This is a genomic window from uncultured Thiohalocapsa sp. (genome assembly GCF_913063425.1).
Classification (GTDB): domain Bacteria; phylum Pseudomonadota; class Gammaproteobacteria; order Chromatiales; family Chromatiaceae; genus Thiohalocapsa.
The window spans coordinates 136,927-154,807 of record NZ_CAJXYK010000005.1 but is presented as its reverse complement, the minus strand read 5'-3'; the positions used below and the strand labels follow the sequence as shown (position 1 = coordinate 154,807).

The 17,881-nt window shown below is 69.9% G+C and carries 14 protein-coding genes; 7 read left to right on the top strand and 7 right to left on the bottom strand.

The window, feature by feature from the left end:
• Positions 1-132 precede the first annotated feature (132 nt).
• The 3 genes from QZ607_RS04135 (at position 133) to cls (ending at position 3,328) form a co-directional block, all read left to right on the top strand.
• Positions 133-675: a gamma-glutamylcyclotransferase family protein gene (locus tag QZ607_RS04135; RefSeq protein WP_295879964.1), complete on the top strand. Its 543-nt coding sequence runs from the start codon at positions 133-135 to the stop codon at positions 673-675.
• Between the two features lie 94 nt (positions 676-769).
• The gene (locus QZ607_RS04130; protein ID WP_295879963.1) at positions 770-1,696 is read left to right on the top strand and encodes a hypothetical protein; all 927 of its coding nucleotides are present in this window, start codon (positions 770-772) and stop codon (positions 1,694-1,696) included.
• A 162-nt stretch (positions 1,697-1,858) separates the two neighbouring features.
• Positions 1,859-3,328: a cardiolipin synthase gene (cls, locus tag QZ607_RS04125; protein WP_295879961.1), complete on the top strand. Its 1,470-nt coding sequence runs from the start codon at positions 1,859-1,861 to the stop codon at positions 3,326-3,328.
• A 67-nt stretch (positions 3,329-3,395) separates the two neighbouring features.
• Here the strand turns inward: cls and QZ607_RS04120 are convergent, their stop codons facing one another.
• A complete protein-coding gene (locus QZ607_RS04120; RefSeq protein ID WP_295879959.1) occupies positions 3,396-5,123 on the bottom strand; it encodes a winged helix-turn-helix domain-containing protein in 1,728 nt (575 codons plus the stop codon).
• A 272-nt stretch (positions 5,124-5,395) separates the two neighbouring features.
• On the opposite strand from QZ607_RS04120, the gene QZ607_RS04115 reads away from it, so the two are divergent.
• From QZ607_RS04115 to QZ607_RS04105, 3 genes are all read left to right on the top strand, one after another.
• On the top strand, positions 5,396-6,100 hold the full coding sequence (locus tag QZ607_RS04115) for a hypothetical protein (protein WP_295879957.1): 705 nt from the start codon (positions 5,396-5,398) through the stop codon (positions 6,098-6,100).
• Between the two features lie 25 nt (positions 6,101-6,125).
• Positions 6,126-6,419 (top strand): hypothetical protein, encoded by a 294-nt coding sequence (locus QZ607_RS04110; RefSeq protein ID WP_295879955.1) that lies wholly within the window; start codon positions 6,126-6,128, stop codon positions 6,417-6,419.
• Positions 6,420-6,530: 111 nt separating this feature from the next.
• Positions 6,531-8,036: a D-Ala-D-Ala carboxypeptidase family metallohydrolase gene (locus QZ607_RS04105; RefSeq protein WP_295879953.1), complete on the top strand. Its 1,506-nt coding sequence runs from the start codon at positions 6,531-6,533 to the stop codon at positions 8,034-8,036.
• A 117-nt stretch (positions 8,037-8,153) separates the two neighbouring features.
• Here QZ607_RS04105 and QZ607_RS04100 read toward each other — a convergent pair whose 3' ends face one another.
• Positions 8,154-9,536, bottom strand: coding sequence for an MBL fold metallo-hydrolase RNA specificity domain-containing protein (locus QZ607_RS04100; protein WP_295879952.1), 1,383 nt, complete (start codon positions 9,534-9,536; stop codon positions 8,154-8,156).
• 248 nt (positions 9,537-9,784) lie between these two features.
• Positions 9,785-10,366: a hypothetical protein gene (locus tag QZ607_RS04095; RefSeq protein WP_295879950.1), complete on the bottom strand. Its 582-nt coding sequence runs from the start codon at positions 10,364-10,366 to the stop codon at positions 9,785-9,787.
• Between the two features lie 352 nt (positions 10,367-10,718).
• Between QZ607_RS04095 and QZ607_RS04090 the strand changes: the two genes are divergently transcribed.
• Entirely contained in the window at positions 10,719-13,745 is a 3,027-nt protein-coding gene (locus tag QZ607_RS04090; protein WP_295879947.1) for an EAL domain-containing protein, read from the top strand.
• Positions 13,746-14,036: 291 nt separating this feature from the next.
• Here the strand turns inward: QZ607_RS04090 and ispG are convergent, their stop codons facing one another.
• The 4 genes from ispG to mazG form a co-directional block, all read right to left on the bottom strand.
• Complete coding sequence (gene ispG / locus QZ607_RS04085; RefSeq protein ID WP_295879945.1) at positions 14,037-15,278, bottom strand: flavodoxin-dependent (E)-4-hydroxy-3-methylbut-2-enyl-diphosphate synthase; 1,242 nt, start codon at positions 15,276-15,278, stop codon at positions 14,037-14,039.
• Positions 15,275-16,219 (bottom strand): DUF4743 domain-containing protein, encoded by a 945-nt coding sequence (locus QZ607_RS04080; RefSeq protein WP_295879944.1) that lies wholly within the window; start codon positions 16,217-16,219, stop codon positions 15,275-15,277. The genes ispG and QZ607_RS04080 overlap by 4 nt, the downstream gene beginning before the upstream one ends.
• Positions 16,220-16,404: 185 nt before the next feature.
• A complete protein-coding gene (locus tag QZ607_RS04075; protein WP_295879942.1) occupies positions 16,405-16,809 on the bottom strand; it encodes a secondary thiamine-phosphate synthase enzyme YjbQ in 405 nt (134 codons plus the stop codon).
• Between the two features lie 183 nt (positions 16,810-16,992).
• On the bottom strand, positions 16,993-17,844 hold the full coding sequence (mazG, locus tag QZ607_RS04070; protein ID WP_295879941.1) for a nucleoside triphosphate pyrophosphohydrolase: 852 nt from the start codon (positions 17,842-17,844) through the stop codon (positions 16,993-16,995).
• Positions 17,845-17,881 lie beyond the last annotated feature (37 nt).

The following is a 17,881-nucleotide window of genomic DNA, read 5'->3' as shown; positions in this document are numbered from 1 at the left end:
ACCACTGGTGCCAGCACGAGGGTACGATTTTCGGTTACCGACCAACCGAGGCGCGGTCCTTTTCGCCTCGTCGAATCGAATGACTCGACGGTGCCACCGTGAGCGCGAGACAGGCCGCGGAGACCAATCACGGTGACCACCAAGCCCCTCCACTACTTCGCCTACGGCTCCAACCTGCTCACCGCCCGCTTGCAGGCTCGCACGCCCTCGGCTCAGCCTGTCGGCGTCGCGATCCTGCCCGGCTGGCAGCTGCGCTTTCACAAGGTGGGCAGCGACGGCTCCGGCAAGGGCGACATCGTGCCGGCGGCGGATGATGCCGTGACGGGTGTGCTGTACCGGCTGCGCGCCCGGGAGCTGTGGCGGCTGGACCTCGCCGAGGGCGCCGGCTACCGGCGCCGGCGCATCGCCGTGTGCATCGGGGCGCGCTGGCAGCGCTGCGAGACCTATGTGGCGACGGCCACCGACCCCGAGCTGCTGCCCTACGACTGGTATCGCGCGCTCATCCTCGCCGGGCTGCTGGAGCGCGCCATCGGCGGCCCGATGCTGGAGCGGGTGCTGGAGACGCCGGCGCTGCCGGACCCGCGGCCCTTTCGTCCCGCCCGGCTGCGGGCGCTGCGGGCCCTGCGCAGGTTCCGCAGCCGGTGCCCGGAGCTGGCCGAGCAGCTGCGGGACTGACCCTGCTCGCTCAAGGCCCTGCTTCCGTCAGGTCGCCGGCGAGCTGACGCTGCCGCACGGCCAGCGCGTCACCGACCCCTTCGGCGAGCGCTTCATGGTGCCGGGCGGTGCCCTGCTGGAGCTGCCGGAGGGGGTGGAGATCCGCTCGCCCACGGGGCTTCGCACCGACACCCTCGCCAACGGCGACACCAAGATCGAGGAGGACGTGGAGATCCCGTTGCCGGCGGGCACCCGGCTCACGCTGCCGGCGGACACCAGCATCCGCTTCGCGCGCAACGCTCGCGTGCCGCTCACCGCGGGCGACGCCATCGCCCTGGAGAACGGTCGGACGCCAAGGCTGCCGGCGGCGGCCGAGATCGTGCTGCCGCCCAAGTCGCTCGTGGGCGGGTCCAGCCAGTTCGCGCGCACCCCCTTCATCGCCTCCTTCCAGGCCGGCTGGCTGCGGCTCAACCTCGCCACGGTGCATATCTACTACGGCAGCGAGGCGCCCGCGGCGCTGCGCCGCCGCGCCGAAGAAATCTGCCGCCTCACCGAGCTCCGCGCCGGGCGCGCGGAGAGCGATCAGGACTCGGACGCCGACGCCTTCTTCATCGCCCTCGGTGACTTCAACCTCGCCGCGCCCGGCGACGCCACCATGGCGGCGCTACGCAGCAACGGGTTCGACATCCCGGAGCCGCTTCAGCACATCCCCGGCTCCAATGTGCGCCAGGACAAGTTCTACGACCAGATTGCGCTCTGGACCGGCACCAGCCGCCGGCGCCGGGGCGTGGCCCGCATCCGCCCCTACCGCGCCGGCGTCTTCGACTTCTTCGACGTCGTCTACCGCACGGACGAGGAGGCCGTCTACCGCCCGTACATGGGCAAGCCGGACGCACCCGGCGAGCAGTACGTCAGCTATGACAGGTGGCGGACCTACCAGATGTCCGACCACCTGCCCATGTGGGTGGAGCTGCACATCGACTTTGCCGATGCGTACCTGGAGGACGCCCAGGCGGCGGTGACGGCCCGTTTGGAGGGCTGACTGCCGGCTGCGCGTGCAGCCTCTCCGGCACCTGTCTCTGCGCCGCCGCCGCAGCTGCGCCGGAAGCTCTCTGGTGCGGGCAGCGGATGCGCGACAATGCGTCCGGTCGGCGGGCTCGATCAGGGCCCGATCGGAGCCCAACCGCAACGACAGGACGCCTGCATGGACCATTCCGGACTCATCGCCGCGCTGCTGGTGCTGGCGCATTTTCTGTTGCAGCTGTCGGTGCTGGCGCGGGTGCTGCTGCGCCCGCACCGCGAGCCCGCCTCGCGCATCGCCTGGGTGGTGGTGGTGATTGCTGTGCCGCTGGTGGGCATCGTCGCCTATCTGCTGTTCGGCGAGGTCAACATCGGTGCCCGCCGCGCGGAGCGGCTGCGCCACGCGCAGTCCCTGCTGCCGCCGCTGCGCCTTGACCCGAGCACGGCACCGGCGCCGCTGCGGGCGCTGATCCCGGCGCGCCACCGCCATCTGTTCCGCCTCGGCGAGTCCATCAGCGGCTTCACCCCGATCAGCGGCAACCAGGCCGCCTTGATGGCGGACAGCAACGCGGCCATCGACGCCATGGTGGCGGACATGGACGCGGCGCAGGACCATGTTCATGTGCTGTTCTACATCTGGCTACCCGACAACAACGGCATCCGCGTGGCCGATGCGCTGATCCGGGCGGCCGAGCGGGGCGTCACCTGCCGGGCCATGGCGGACGACCTGGGCTCCCGGGCCATGATCCGCTCCCTGCACTGGCAGCGCATGGCGGCGGCGGGGGTGCATCTGGCCCGGGCGCTGCCCATCGGCAATCCGCTGGTGCGCGCCCTCACCGGGCGCATCGATCTGCGCAACCACCGCAAGATCGTCGTCATCGACGACTGGCTCACCTACTGCGGCAGCCAGAACTGCGCCGACCCGGAGTTCCGCATCAAGGCCAGGTTCGCGCCCTGGGTGGACCTGATGATGCGCTTCGAGGGGCCCATTGCGCGGCAGAATCAGCACCTGTTCGCCGGTGACTGGCTGCCGCACGTGGACGACGGCATCGACGCCCTGCTGCGCCGGCCGCTGCCGCCGCCGCGCGACCCACGGACGGACGCCGGCCTGCCGGCCCAGGTGGTGGGCACCGGCCCCACGGTGCGCTGGTCCGCGATGCCGCAGATGTTCGAGGAGCTCATCTACAGCGCCCGCCGCGAGCTGGTCATTACCACGCCCTACTATGTGCCGGACGAGTCCATGCAGGCGGCGCTCTGCGCCAGTGCGCGGCGGGGCGTGGCCACGACCATCGTGTTTCCGGCCCACAATGACAGCTGGGTCGTCGCCGCCGCCAGTCGCAGCTATTACGCCGAGCTCCTGGAGGCGGGCGTGCGCATCTACGAGTATCCGCACGGCCTGCTGCACGCCAAGTCCCTGACCCTGGACGGCGAGGTCACCCTCATCGGCTCCGCGAACATGGACCGGCGCAGCTTCGAGCTCAACTACGAGAACAACATTCTGTTCTACGACCCGGCGCTCACCGCCGCTATGCGCCGGCGCCAGGACAGCTGGATCAGCGCGTCCTTTCCGGTGCATGCCGAAGATGTGGCCGCCTGGAGCCGGCGCCGGCGGCTCTGGAACAATGTGGTGGCCATGCTCGGGCCGGTGCTGTGACCGACTGTGCGCAGCGCAGCAGAGCGTTGGCGCCGGACCGCGCGCTCTGCACCGGCGGAGCTTCGGTTCACAGGTGTAGCCGCCGCAGCGCGTCCGCCAATGCCTGCTTCTGTCCGGCATCCTGCATGGGATAGGTCTCAAACCAGGTGCGGATTGAGAACTCGGGCGCGAGGGCGCGGACCTCCGCCGTCTCCCAGTCCGCGCCGGCGTCGTCACCCATGTTGCTCAGGGTTGCCGCCAGCAGTACGTGGGCTTCGAGATCGGTGGGGTCGCGGTCGGTGGCCTCGCGCAGATTCCGCGCCGCGCGCTCGAAGTCGCCCAGAAAGAACTGTGCACGCCCGAGCAGCCGGCAGTAGGCAGGCCCGGTAGACGCCTTCCGGCGCCGCAGCTCGTCGAGCAGCGCCAGCGCAGCGCGCGGACGTCCGAGGTCGGTCATGATCGAGGCCTTGAGCGCGAGGGCGTCGGTGAAGTCCGGTGCCATCGCCAGGGCGCGATCCAGGTGCCCGAGGGCCTCGTTATGGCGCCGGGCCAGCGTAACCACCCGGGCCAGGACCCAATGCGATTCCGGGCTGGCTGCATCGATGCGCATGGCGTTGCGCGCCATGGCCTCGGCGCGGGCAAGCACGATGTCCCGGCGCGCAACCCGTCGGTGTCGGTAGTCAGCCGCATGGAGCAGGGCCAGTGCCCGGTAAGTGCGCCCGAATTCGGCATCGAGCCTGCTCGCCTCGCGCTGGCGCTCCGATGCGGTGCCCTTGCCGTGTGCAGCAGGCGGCAGCAGTGCGGCCTTGACCTTCAGAAAGGCGTGGTAGGCGGGCTGCGTGTCATCGCAGTGTTGGACGGCGTGCGCCGATGCGCCGGGCGCGAGCCTGACGGACAGCCTTGCGGCCACGCAGGCCTGGATCTGATCGCGGAACGCGAAGACGTCGCCGATGGGCTGATAGTAGCGCTCCGACCAAAGCTCGCGGCCCGTGCGACGCTCCACGAGACTGACCTCCACGGCCATCTGATCGCCCAGGTGCTGAATCGCGCCGAACAGCTCGAAGACGGCATCGCCTCCGCGCGCCCGTCCCGCAGGAGGCGCAGCGGACGCAGCCTGGATGCGGATGGCCTGCAAGCCCGGTGCGCGCGACAAGTCTGCGGTCAGCGCGGCCGCAAGCCCCTGGGCGAGGTAACGCTGGCCGGGATGGTCGCCGATGACTGCGAACGGCATCAGTACCACCGTCGCTGTGGCATCTGCCGCCGCGGTCGTGCCCGCCCGGACATTGGCCGACGCTGTTGGCCAAGTGGCGACAGGGCGCAGCAGCAGGCTTGCGAGAAGGATCACTGCCAGCAGCGCAGAGGCCAACGCGCCGCGCCGCCACGGTGTACAGGCGCACGGCCGCCGGGCAACGGATCTGCGGGTGCCCGCCTCTGGCCGGCATGGGCTCACGCCGGCGATGAGCCGGTAGCCGCGCTTACGCACGGTCTGGATATACCGCGGCGCCCTGGAGTCGTCACCGAGCGCCTTGCGCAGCTTGATCGCAACCTGGGTCAGCGCATCGTCGCCCACCGTGACGCCCTGCCAGAGGGCGGCCAGCAGATCGTCCCGCGGCACGACCTGCCCCGGCCGCCGGGCCAGGAAGACCAGCAGCTCCATCGCCCGGGGCTCCAGATGCACCTCTTGTCCTGTGCGGTGTAAGAGATTCAGGGCGGGCTCGGCGTCCCAGTCGCCGACGCGCAGGCAGTCGGCGCTGCCGGCGGCGGAGACGCCGCTGTCGGCTTGGCTCGGCTGGCCGTCGCCTTGGGTTGGGCTCATCAACGCGTCCCTCGTGCATTGTTCGTGCAATGTTAGCCCGTCCATCAGGTGAAAACACCTACCCCCTGCTAGGCTGCCGCTCCATGGTGCTGCGCAGGCACGTCGCCGGCGACCGGACGCGGCACCCACCTGCCCCGCTGCCGCGGCTGCCCGCGAGTGACGACGCCAATGCCGGCGCCGACACCGCGTCACGCGGCCGCGCTGCTGGATGCGCCGTTGCCGCCAAGGCGTGCCATCAACGAACTGCATGCAACTACAAGGGTTCAAGTCTCATGAAGACGCTCAAGAGCGTGATCGGACACTGCACTCCGGACAGGCCGCAGCGCCTCGCCGTGCTGTGCCTCCTGGCCAGTATGGGCGCATCCGGCTGCGGCGGGCCGTCGGTCTATTTCGCCGGCTATACCCGCATCGGCGTGGATGCCTCCGTCGACGGTGCCGGGGTCGGCGTTCGCCAAAGTGCGGTGACCCTGTCGCCGCCGCGCGCGGATGGCGGCGCCCACGATCTTGCCGCCGTCACCGACATGGACCTGTCGCTGACGGATCTTGTCATCTCGCAGGATCTCGCCACCGGCGACGCCGCGAACGCCCTCAGCACCGATGGAAACAGTCTTGCCCCGCAGCGCGGGACTGGGCAGTTTGAGGAAGACAGCCGTCTGCTGTTCGGCTCCTTCACGTCCTGGTCGCTGCTGGAGGTGAATGCACCCGACTCGGCATCCCCGGGCATCCTGTTCGGCTTCAAGCGCGCGGTGGCGCTGCGCGTGCCCGTGCGCAAAGACCGCATCGGCGCAACCTACGCCGGCGTCGATATCAACACCACAGGGGACCGCCATCACGGCGTCCCGGCGAGCGCGTTACCTGGCGGCGTGCGCAACAGCTACCGCTTTGCCACCGGCCGTCCGGCTGTTGCGCTGGCGAAACAGTGGCTCGGTAACGAAGGCGCGGGCTTGCGCGACGACGACGCTTATGGCGGTTACTGACCGCGGGCGTGCCGCGCGCGCTGCTATGACGGTGATCCTGCGGCTGGCCGCCGCAGCCCTGGTTCTGCTCGCCGTCACCGGTTGCGCGCTGACGTTGCAGGACGACCAGGGCCGGCGCCATCGCATCGGGCTGGTGTGGGACAGCCACGCCGGGGCGCGTGCCGGCCCCGGCCAGGCCGTGGCCTTCCGCAGCCTGGGCGCCTGGGCCGACCTGACCCGGGCGAGTGGCGGCTTCGGCCTCGGTTACCGCGCAGCCACGGTCGTGGACATCGCCAGCGACAGCTGTGTGGTGATGGGCGAGCCGGGATTGCGGCCCTAAGGCTCGTGCAGTGCAGAATTCCCGCGGCGGGTCAGCGCCGCGGGGTCAGTCGATCGCGGTGCCTCTGCCACCGCGGTCAGTGTGTGCGCGAGCACAGAGAGGAGATATCACATGCAGGACATCATCGACCGGCTCTTGGCCAAACCCTACGACTGGAGCGAGGCGCCGCGGATGGGGGCGGCGGGCTTCCACTCGCGCAACGGCGGTATTGCGTGGCGCTACGATGCCGCCGGGGTTTACACGGAGTCCGGGGGGCCGCTGCGCAGCCCCGGCGAGCCGCGGTCAGTTCTGCGGGCACTCGATCTCTATGGCGACAGCATCTTCGCGTTTGCGTTGCGCCACGGCGTACCCATGGAACTCATCCTGATGACCATCGGTACGGAAACGGCGTTCGCCCGGGACCAGGCCTTCACCGGGCCGCGCACCTTCCGCTGGGAGCCCCATGTGAGAGTCAAGGATGTCGATCCACCGACGCGCGGGGACTACTCGGCGGGCCCCATGCAGACACTCGCGACCACCGCGCGGTGGGTCATCCGTGTGCAGCCGGCACTCAACTACGGCCCCTTCGCGGCGGCCCCCTATTACGCGCAAAGACCGCCGGCGCGACCTGCCCGCAGCACGCTCTACAATCCTGTGATCAACATCGACATCGGCACCGCCGAGATCGTCCAGCGCTGGTCCAAGACCGGTGATGATCCGATCCTCGTGGCCGCCGCGTTCAACGCCGGGGGTCTGTACAGCACCAACGACAACCCTTGGCACCTGCGGACCTATGGTGACCACCTCGACCGCGCCGCTGGCTTCTACGGCGACGCCTGCGCGATCCTGCGCGAGCTGCGCAGCGAGGGCGGGCGCCGGCGCGTCTACCTCTCGGGCACGGACGCTGCGCCTGAGCTCAGCGGGAAGGACGCCGCAGCAGACCAGCCGCATGTCCTGACCGAGGCGCTGCGTCTGCACCCGTCGCGAATCCTCGCAGCGGAGCTTCAGGGCCATGAGCACGGCGAGGAAGCAGTCGCGGATCATGCGCTCGAAGCGGATATCGCCGCGGCGGAGGCGGCCCGTGCGTTGAGCTATGCGGACTTCGTCGCGGCACTCGGTGAGGCTGCGGTGCAGAACGACGAGCTCCCTGCGGGACAAGCCCCGGTGCTTGATCTGCTGAACCTGCGCGGCGGCGATTACTTCGAGGATTTCGAGACCTTTCTCGGCAATCTGGGCATCGAGCACTTCGCGCCGCACGAGTTTCTGGTGATGGGCGTCGGAAATGCGGCGGGACGCTGTGCCGGCAAGAACAGCCTGCCGCCACGGCGTCTGTGGCCGGAGCTGACCAACTCGGCCTTGATGATCGACGAGATCCGCCGCCGGCTCGGCGCCGCCGTCATCATTACCTCCGCCTACAGGTCGAAGCCCTACAACACCTGCATCTACGACGGGCAGGACAACAACAGCCTGCACAAGCGCTTCAACGCGCTCGACTGGGTGTGCAGGGAGGGCGGGGTCAGCGACTGGCATCGGGTTGCCAGGGAAGTCCGCGAGGCGGACCCCAGCTTCATCGGCGGCATCGGCCGTTACCGGAGCTTCATTCACATCGACACGCGGGGCAAGTACGCCAACTGGTAGCGACGCCGGCGCAGTGCGGCGGCTCGCAGCGGCGGAGGCCGTGCGCTGCGTCCTCGGGCTCCGCCGGTGCGGGTAGCGGCGCCCCGCCTGGCCGGGCGGCGCCGCTGTGGCTCGCAGTCAAAGCGTGACCGTCTCCCCCTGCCGCGGCATCAGCACCTCCGTGTCCCGCAGCCGCCCGGCGAAGGCGCGCATGGCCTTCTCTTCGCCATGGACCAGGATGGTGCGCGCCGGGCGGATGGCGGCGTGCCATCCCAGCAGCTCGTCGCGGTCGGCGTGGGCGGAGAAGCCGTTGATGGTGTAGAGCCGTGCGCGCACCGGAATGTCGTCACCGAACAGGCGCACGCGCTCGGCACCATCGATGAGGATGCGGGCGAGCGTGCCCGGGGCGGCGAAGCCGACGAAGATGACGCTCGACTCGGCCCGCCACAGGTTGTGGCGCAGATGGTGGCGCACGCGTCCGCCGGTGCACATGCCGGAGCCGGCCATGATGACGGCACCACCGGTGAGGCGGTTCAGGGCCATGGAGTCCGCGGTCTCGCGGGTGAAGCGCAGGCCCGGCAGCGCGAAGGGGTCGTCGCCGCGCTCGAACAGGGCGCGGGCCTCGGCGTCGTAGCACTCCGGATGGCGGCGGAAGATCTCCGTCGCCGAGATGGCCATCGGCGAATCCAGGTACACGGGCAGGCGCTTCGGCAGCAGGCCCTGCTCCACCCCCTCGCGCAGGTGGTAGAGGACTTCCTGGGCGCGCTCCAGTGCAAAGGTCGGGATGATGGCGTTGCCGCCGCGCTCCAGGGTCTCCGTGATGGCGGTGTAGAGCTCGCGCACGGAAGGCGTCAGCGGCTTGTGGTCGCGGTCGCCGTAGGTGGTCTCCATGACGACGGTGGCGGCGGGCTCGGGCGCGGTGGGATCGCGCAGAATGGGCCGGCCCTTGTTGCCCAGGTCGCCGGAGAAGATCACCGCCTCGTGGCCGTCGCCGTCGCTCACCCTGAGGCGAATGCACGCGGAGCCCAGGATGTGCCCGGCATCCTCGAAGGTGGCGGAGAGACCCTCGGCCAGCGCCAGCGCATGGCCGTACGGCGCGGTGCGCCCGAACAGGTCCATGGCATTCAGCGCATCCAGCTCGCCATAGAGCGGAGCCATGCCGGGCCGGCCGCGCCGGTGGGCCTTGCGCGAGCGCCGCTCGGCTTCCTCCTCCTGCAGGTGGGCGGCGTCCAGCAGCACCACCCGGGCCAGCTCCCGCGTGGCGGCGGTGGCGATGATCTCCCCCTTGAAGCCGCGTCGCACCAGGAGCGGAATACGCCCGCAGTGGTCCAGGTGGGCGTGGGTGAGCAGCAGCATATCGATGGATGCGGGGTCGAAGCCGAAGTCCGCGGCGTTCTCCTCGTCGATCTCGCGCCCGCCCTGGAACAGGCCGCAGTCCACCAGGATCCTGCGCCCCTGTGCCTGCACCAGATGGCAGGAGCCGGTGACGGCGCGGTTCGCGCCATGGAATGAGAGCTTCATGCGTTGCGCTCCTCCGGCCTGTCGGTGTCTGCCGGCGACGGTCCGGTGGTCTCGAACAGCGGGCTGGCGTTATCGCGGTGCCAGGCGCAGATGCCCGCCCAGGCCTCGGCGGCGGTCGCCGCGTACCAGAACTGCGCCAGATCCTCTGCATCGCCGGAACCGCCAACATCCCGCGTCCCGGCAGCCCACGCCCATCGGGGAAGTGCTGAAATCCCCGGCGGCGGCCGTGGTGGAGCGGACCGGCGGGGTCAGGGCGTCAACAAGGGCGCCAGGGCGTCGCGCAGTGCCGCCTCGGTCGCGGCATAGTGCACCGCCGTCACACGGCCCCCGTCCAGCTCGATGAGCGTGAGCGCTTCGGGTCGCCGCGGCAGCGGGGCGGTCGCCGCCGCCTCGCGGGCAAGCAGAATCGGATAGCCGTAATCCCGCATCTTGGGCAGCGCGAACATGCGGGTCACCAGCGCCGGCATGGCGCTGATGTCCGCGACGTAGCGGACGCCCGCTTGGGATAAGGCCTCGCCACCCAAGTCCTCCAGCACCGGGTGGGCCAGGTCACTGCCGGCACGATCCGGCGCAAAGATCAGCAGCCGGGTGTCGGGACCGAGCTGGCCTGGGCGCTCGTGCTGGTCGTCGAGGTCGAGCGCCGGCAGGGTCTGCCCGGGGCCAAGGACGGCTGCCGGCGTCGTCGGCTCGGCCGTCGATGCGCTTGCCCACATGAGCAGCAGCACCAGCACGAGGGTCGTGACGGCAGCCGATGCGGCGCGGTCGGCGGAGGTCCATCTGCGCGCAGTGGGTCGGCCGGAGGTGAGTCGGATGTTGAGCGCTTGTGTCATGGGTCACCGTTCAGTGGCTGGGTTGCAGTGCTGCGGCGCGCACGGGCCGCGCTGCCCGAGCATCGCGCAAGCCGGCCCGCGGCGCGATGCGCTCTCGCAAGCCCGCGCATTGCCGGAACGCCGGCGGGTGAGCCCCGGCGCTCTGGGGCGGTCGCCTCGGCCGGTCGCGCGCTTCCCGCCGGCTGAGCTCCGCATCGTCGCGAAACGGCAGTGCACGCCGATGCAGATGCCGCGCGTCTGAACGTGCCGGCGGACGCGGCGCACGCGGCAATGTGCTAGCCTCGGAACGCATCAGGTAACGGCTGATTGTCGTGTCAGTCAATGCACTCATCATCAGTGCATGAGATCGCGGATGCCGCCGACATTCGGCGCAGCGCCCCACGTCGGTCGCCGGCCCGCGGCTGACCTTGCCTGGTGTCGACTGCGCATGCGCTGGTGCGCGGGATTCTTCTGCATCCTCTGGTGCGCGATTGGGCTGCCGGTGCTCGCCGATCAGCCTGCGCCCGGCGGCCGGACACTCACCGTCGCCTCCACCGACAACTTCGCGCCCATCAATCTGCTGGACGCGCGCGGGCGGCTCACGGGCTTCGGGGTGGAGCTGTCCGATGCGGTCCTGGCAGCCATCGATGTCGAGGTCCGTCGTCTGCACGCGCCCTCCTGGCTGCGCGTGGTGGATTGGCTCGAGACCGGCGCCGCGGACCTGATCCACGACACCGGCTATACGCGCGAGCGCGACGCCTTCATGGATTTCACCCAGCCGATCCTGGAGGTGCCCGAGGTCATTTTTGTCCGCCAGGAGCAGCTCACCATCCGCGATCTGGCGTCCCTGCGCGGTCGCGCTGTGGCCTGTGTGCGCGGCCACATCGGGCATCTGCATCTGCAGTCCATCCCGGGCATGCACTGCGTGCTGGTGGAGACCCCCGTGGCCGGACTCTATGCGTTGGTCTCCGGCGAGGTGGAAGCCTTTGTGTATCCGCAGCAGATCGTGGAGTATTACGCCCAGACCCTGCGCCTCACGGACAAGATCAAGATCGTCGGTGAGCCGCTGCGCACGCTGCGCTACGCCATGACCGTGGCCGAGGGCGACGCCGCGCTGCTCGCCGAGTTGAACCGTGGTATCGACCAGGTCAAGGCCAGCGGCGAATACGCGCGGATCTACGCCAAATGGTTCGGCCGTAAGCTCTTGAGCGGCTACACCCGGCGACAGGTCGTCGTCCTCGTCGTTGCGGCCCTGCTCATGGGCCTGCTGCTGAGCACGGTGCTGGTCCTGTCCGTCGACAACCTGCGGGTGCGCCGCGCGCGGCGGGCGCTGCGGCAAAGCGAGCAGCGGTTCAAGATCGCAGGCGAGCTGGCCTACGACCTGATCTACGAGTGGCGCGTGGACGCAGACAGGATCACCTGGCTCGGCGACCTGGACGCGGCATTGGGGCACGCGCAGGGTGCCATTGCCCCAACCGTGCAGGGTTGGCTTGCGCTGATCCACCCGGATGATGCCGAGGGCGTGGCCCGGATTCTCGCCCGTCGCCGCACAGCCGGCGAGCCGGTGCGCACGGATTACCGCATCAGGCGCCGTGACGGGAGCTACCGTCATTGGACGGACCAGGGGCGCGCGCTGACGGACGAGGCGGGGCGGTTCCAGAAGTGGATCGGCGTCTGTAAGGACGTGACCGCAGAGGTGCAACAGCAGCGCCGCCTGGAGCGGGTCGCGCATTACGACACCCTGACCGACCTTCCCAACCGCGTCCTGCTGGCAGAGCGCCTGACCGGCGCCATGGCCCATGCGCGTCGCCGCGGCCGGCAGGTGGCATTGGTGTATCTCGATCTGGACGGCTTCAAGGCCATCAACGACAGCTTCGGCCACGCCGTGGGCGACCGCTTTCTGGCCGCGCTTGCCAAGGATCTGCGCCAGGCCACGCGCGGCAGCGACACCATCGCCCGCCTCGGCGGCGACGAATTCGTCGCCGTGCTGCGGGATGTGGCTGCCCCCGCGGACTGCGAGCCCCTGCTGCGGCGACTGTTGCGGGCGGCGGCCCAGCCGGTGGCGGTGGACGAGTATCGCCTGCGCGTGACAGCGAGCCTGGGCGTGACCTTCTATCCGCAGCTGGAGGAGGTGGACGCCGACCAACTCTTGCGCCAGGCGGATCAGGCCATGTATGAAGCCAAGCTCGCGGGCAGGAACCGCTTCCACTTCTTCGACACCGCACGCGACCGCAGTCAGCGCGGCTGGCACGCGCAGCTGGAGCGCATCGGCGCGGCCCTGGACACGGGCGAGCTGGTGGTCCACTTCCAGCCCAAGGTCGACATGCGCTCCGGCGCACTCATCGGTGCCGAGGCCCTGGTCCGCTGGCAACATCCGCAACGGGGGCTGTTGCAGCCACGCGATTTCCTGCCCGTCATCGAGCGGCATCCGCTGGTGGTGCGCCTGGGCGAATGGGTCATCGAGACCGTCCTGCGGCAGATGGCAGACTGGCGTGCAGCGGGCCTGGACATTCCCGTGAGCGTCAACGTCGCCGCCCGGCAACTGCTGGACGAGAGCTTCGTCGGCAGCCTCGAGGCGTTGCTGGCGGCGCACCCGGGCGTCGCGCCGGAGCGGCTGGAGCTGGAGCTCTTGGAAACCAGCGCTTTGGAGGATATCGGCCAGGTGTCGCAGGTGATGCGGGACTGCAACCGCATCGGCATCAGCTTTGCGCTCGACGATTTCGGCACGGGCTACTCGTCGCTCACGTACCTGAAGCACCTGCCGGTGGCAACCGTGAAGGTGGACCAGTCCTTCGTGCGCGGGGTGCTGGATGATCCCGCCGACCTGGCGATTCTGGAAGGGGTGCTGCGCATTTCGGCCGGGCTCGGGCGCGATGTCATTGCCGAAGGGGTGGAAACCCTGGCGCATGGAGCGCTGCTGTTGCGGTTGGGCTGCACGCTGGCGCAGGGGTTCGGCATCGCGGCCCCCATGCCCGCCGCGGACCTGCCGGCATGGATCGCGCGTTGGCGACCCGATCCAAGCTGGCGGACGCAGCGCCGGGTGGCGCAGGACGACCTGCCGCTGCTCTATGCGTGTACCGAGCAGCGTGCCTGGGTGCGGGCGCTGCAACAATACCTGCGCTCAGGGGGGGCGGAAACCTTGCCGCCGGTGCCCGGAGAGGGCCGGCTCGGGCATTGGCTGCGGGGTGCAGGCGCAGCGCAGTACGGGGGCAGGCCGGGATTTCCGGCCCTGGTCTCGCGGCACGACGCGCTCAGGCAAACGGGGCGGCGGCTGTGCGGGCTGCGGGCGGATGGCCGCGGCCAGGCGGCGCTCGATGGCCTGCCGGCGCTGTTGGCGATGAGCGATGAGGTCTTGCGGGGCCTGGAGGCGCTGATGGCGGAGGCTGACGCGCTGGTCTGATGCCGGCGCGCTTCGCAGCCTCTGCCCGCCCCGTGAGCTGCGCAGGCGGGCGTGATGCCGACACCGGTTGCGGTCTGGGTATCGAGCGACGACGATACCGGGACTCGTGCATCTGTGCGGACGGCGCAACGCCGTCCCCGGGTACGCCGACTTCAGTCGGCAACCCCGGGCTGGGCGGCCTTCAGTCCGCCGGGGCCGAATAATCGCTCGTCCCGGGTTCTCTGCGGCATCGCATGAGTCGCGCCGCTGACGGGGAGCTGCCCATCGGCTGCGGCCTTCGGCGCCGGCGGCTCAGCCGTCGTGGGCGGGGTAGTGCTCGGCGACGTAGGCGTTGACCATGTCCTTGAAGCGCTCGGCGATGCCGGCACCCTTGAGCGTTGTGACCTTCTGGCCGTCGATGTAGACGGGTGCCGAGGGCTGCTCGCCGGTGCCCGGCAGGCTGATGCCGATGTTGGCCTGCTTGCTCTCGCCGGGGCCGTTCACCACACAGCCCATGACGGCCACCTGCATGGTCTCGACACCGGGATGGGTCTCGCGCCAGACGGGCATCTGCTCGCGCAGATAGCCCTGGATCTCTTCGGCGAGCTCCTGGAACACGGTGCTGGTGGTGCGCCCGCAGCCGGGACAGGCCGTCACCATGGGGGCGAAGGGCCGCAGGCCCATGGTCTGGAGCACCTCCTGGGCGACCACCACCTCCCGCGTGCGCGGCTCGCCGGGTGCGGGTGTGAGCGACACGCGGATGGTGTCGCCGATGCCCTCCTGAAGCAGCACCGCCAGCGCCGCGGTGCTGGCGACGATGCCCTTGGAGCCCATGCCGGCCTCGGTCAGGCCCAAATGCAGGGCATGGTCCGTGCGCTCGGCGAGCATGCGGTACACGGCAATGAGGTCCTGTACGCCGCTCATCTTGCAGGACAGGATGATGTGGTCCCGCGGCAGGCCCAGCGCCTCGGCGCGCTCGGCGCTGCCGACGGCGGACTCCACCATGGCCTCGCGCATGACCACATCGGCCTCTTTCGGCGCCGCGGACCTGGCGTTGGCGTCCATCATGCGCACCACCAGCTCCTGGTCCAGGCTGCCCCAGTTGACGCCGATGCGCACCGGCCGATCATAGCGGCACGCGATCTCGATCATGGTGGCGAACTGGCTGTCGCGCTTCTCGCCCCGGCCGACGTTGCCCGGGTTGATGCGGTACTTGGCCAGTGCCTCGGCACAGGCCGGATAGTCGGACAGCAGGCGGTGGCCGTTGAAATGGAAGTCGCCAATGAGCGGGACGCCCACGCCCATGGCATCCAGGCGCTCGCGGATGCGCGGGACCGCGGCCGCGGCGGTCTCGTTGTTGACGGTGATGCGGACGAATTCCGAGCCCGCCCGGGCCAGCTCGGCGCACTGGGTCACCGTGGAGTCGATGTCCGCGGTGTCCGTGTTGGTCATGGACTGCACGCGGATGGGCGCGTCGCCGCCCACCGCGATGCCGCCGATGGTCACGGGCACCGAGCGCCGGCGCTGGATTGCGTCTGTGGGTCTGCTGCTCATGTCGGTTGCTGACCTTGGGGTTTGGCTGTGGGCCCGGCTGCGGGGGCGCGGACGCCGGGCGGCGCGGGTCGAGATGGTTCCGCGGCTGCGAATGGCAACGCCGCCCGCAGCCCCTGCGCCACCGCGAGGTAGTCCGGGTGATCCGGCGTGAGCAGGCCGTGGCGGATCAGGAAGTCGATGATGACGAGGTTGCAGTTGAGCTTGAAGTCGTCCGTGGTGTCGATGATGCGCATCACCTCGGCGGCGGGCAGCAACTGGAAGGATTCCACCTCGTCGTCGTTGCAGCGGGGCGCGACGCCGTCCGGCAGCTCCAGATCGTAGCAATAGATGGTGTCCGGCTTGAGGCCACGGTCGGAGTCCCGGCAGTAGGTCACGATACCCACGGGCCGGGCCAGGTCGGCGACCTCCGCCGGCAGGCCCGCCTCCTCCCAGCACTCCTTGCGCAGGTTCTCCGCCAGCGAGATGCCCCAGGGCAGGCCGCCGGCCACCATGTGATCGAGCTTGCCGGGCGCTACCCGGCGGCTGCGCGAGCGCCGGCCGACCCACAGGTGCAGCCCGTCCGCGCGGCGCACAAAGCCGTTCAGGTGCTGTCCGAAGGCGCGGATGCCGAAGTAGGGCGCCACCGCGCGGTCGAGCAGAAACCGGGGCTCGCCGGCGGCATTCAGCACCGGATAGCGCTCGCCGTGCCGGTGACTGACGAGCCCGCGGCGGTCCCAGTCCGCCGCGTGGGCGGCGAAGGCGTCCGTACGTGCGTCGAAGCCCGCCGGTGCTGTGCGCCAGTGCAGGCCGTCTTGTGCACGCACGAAGTCGTTGCCGAGCGCCGCGATGGCCTCGGCGAAGCGACGGCGCACCAGGCCAAGTCCTTCCCCGTCCACCACGAAGGGCTCGAAGTCCGCCGGCTGCCAGCGGTTGCAGGCGTGGATGTGGTCGAGAAAGGACATGGCGGGGAAGATCCGGTCTTAAGGAGCTGAGCAGTGCACCCGGGCAGCAGTGCAGATGTTGCAGCGTACTCCGCGCGCGATGGCTGGCGCCGACAGCTGGTCTTCACGCCTGCGCGGCTGGACCACGGCGGCTCGACCGGCGCCGGGCACCGGCAGCATCGCCCGCGGCTCTGCCCACCGCGAAATCAACCGGCAAGCACCGTACAAACCACCCGCCGGTCGCTTCGCGGCCCATCAAACTCGCAGAAGAACAGGTTCTGCCAGGTGGACAAGCCAAGCTGCCCGTCGATGATCGGGATGGTCTCGGATGGCCCCACCAGCCCGGCCTTAAGGTGCGAATCGCCGTTGCCGTCCTGGGCGTCGTGCCGCCAGACGCCGCGCGGGATCAGCTGGCGCAGCAGCTCCACCACATCCGTCTGCACGCTGTCGTCCCAGTTCTCCTGGATCATGATGGCGGCGGTGGCGCCCTGGGCGTAGACGCTGACCAGGCCCTGCCGCACCCCGCTGCGGGCGACGACCTCCCGCACCTGTGGAGTGATGTCCACCAACACCTCACGGGTGCGGGTGACGAGGCGGATGGTTTCCGGCATTGGGCTTGACGCTGCAGTGGTCAGACGATGGTCGAATCAGGACTCCCCCGCTCAGCCGTGTGCACTTCCCTCTGCTTCGGTACGTCGCGACGATAAAATGTAGGTCATGTGGACGATCCGGTGGTTGGGTTGTCCGGACTGCGAGGTCCGCTGTCCGGCGCCTTCGTCGGTTTGCGGGCGCGCTCAGCGCTCCTCGTGCTTCACGCTGTCCCAGAGCCGCTCCATCTCGTCGCGGTGCTCCGGGGCTGGCTGCTTGCCGGCGGCGCCCAGGCACACCTCCACGCGCATGAAGCGGCGCTCGAAGCGGTGGTTGGCGGCGCGCAGGGCCTGCTCGGCGTCCACGCCCAGGTGGCGGGCCAGGTTGACGCAGGAGAACAGCAGGTCGCCCACCTCGTGCACCCGCTCCAGGGGGTCGGCCTGGGCGCTGAAAGTTTCCTCGCACTCGGCGAGCTCCTCGCGGACCTTGTCGGCGACGCCTTCCAGGTCGTCCCAGTCGAAGCCGACGCGGGCGGCGCGCTTTTGCAGCTTCTCCGCGCGCACCAGCGCCGGCAGGGCCTGAGCGACGCCCTCCATGATGCTGGTGCGCAGGCGCTGGCCCTTGGCCTCGCGCTCGGCGGCCTTCATGGCCTCCCAGTTCTCGCGGACCTCTTCTTCGCTTGCGACCTCGGCGTTGCCGAAGACGTGCGGATGGCGGCGGATCATCTTGCCGGTGATGGATGCCACCACATCGCCGAAGTCGAAGGCGTCGTCTTCTTCCGCCATGCGCGAGTAGATGGCCACCTGGAACAGGAGGTCGCCCAGCTCCTCGCAGAGCTCGGCCATGTCGTCGTTCTCGATGGCCTCGGCGACCTCGTAGGCCTCCTCCAGCGTGAAGGGCAGGATGGTGCGCGGGGTCTGTTTGAGGTCCCAGGGGCAGCCGTGCTCAGGGTCGCGCAGCCGCGCCACCACGGCCAGCAGCGCCTCGATGCTGCGCGGGTCCAGCTGCCGGGCGTCCGGCGTGGAGCGGTCGGGCTTGCGGTCGTGCGGGTCGGTCATGGCAGGCAGCGATGGGGGTTCAGGCGCATCAGGGGCG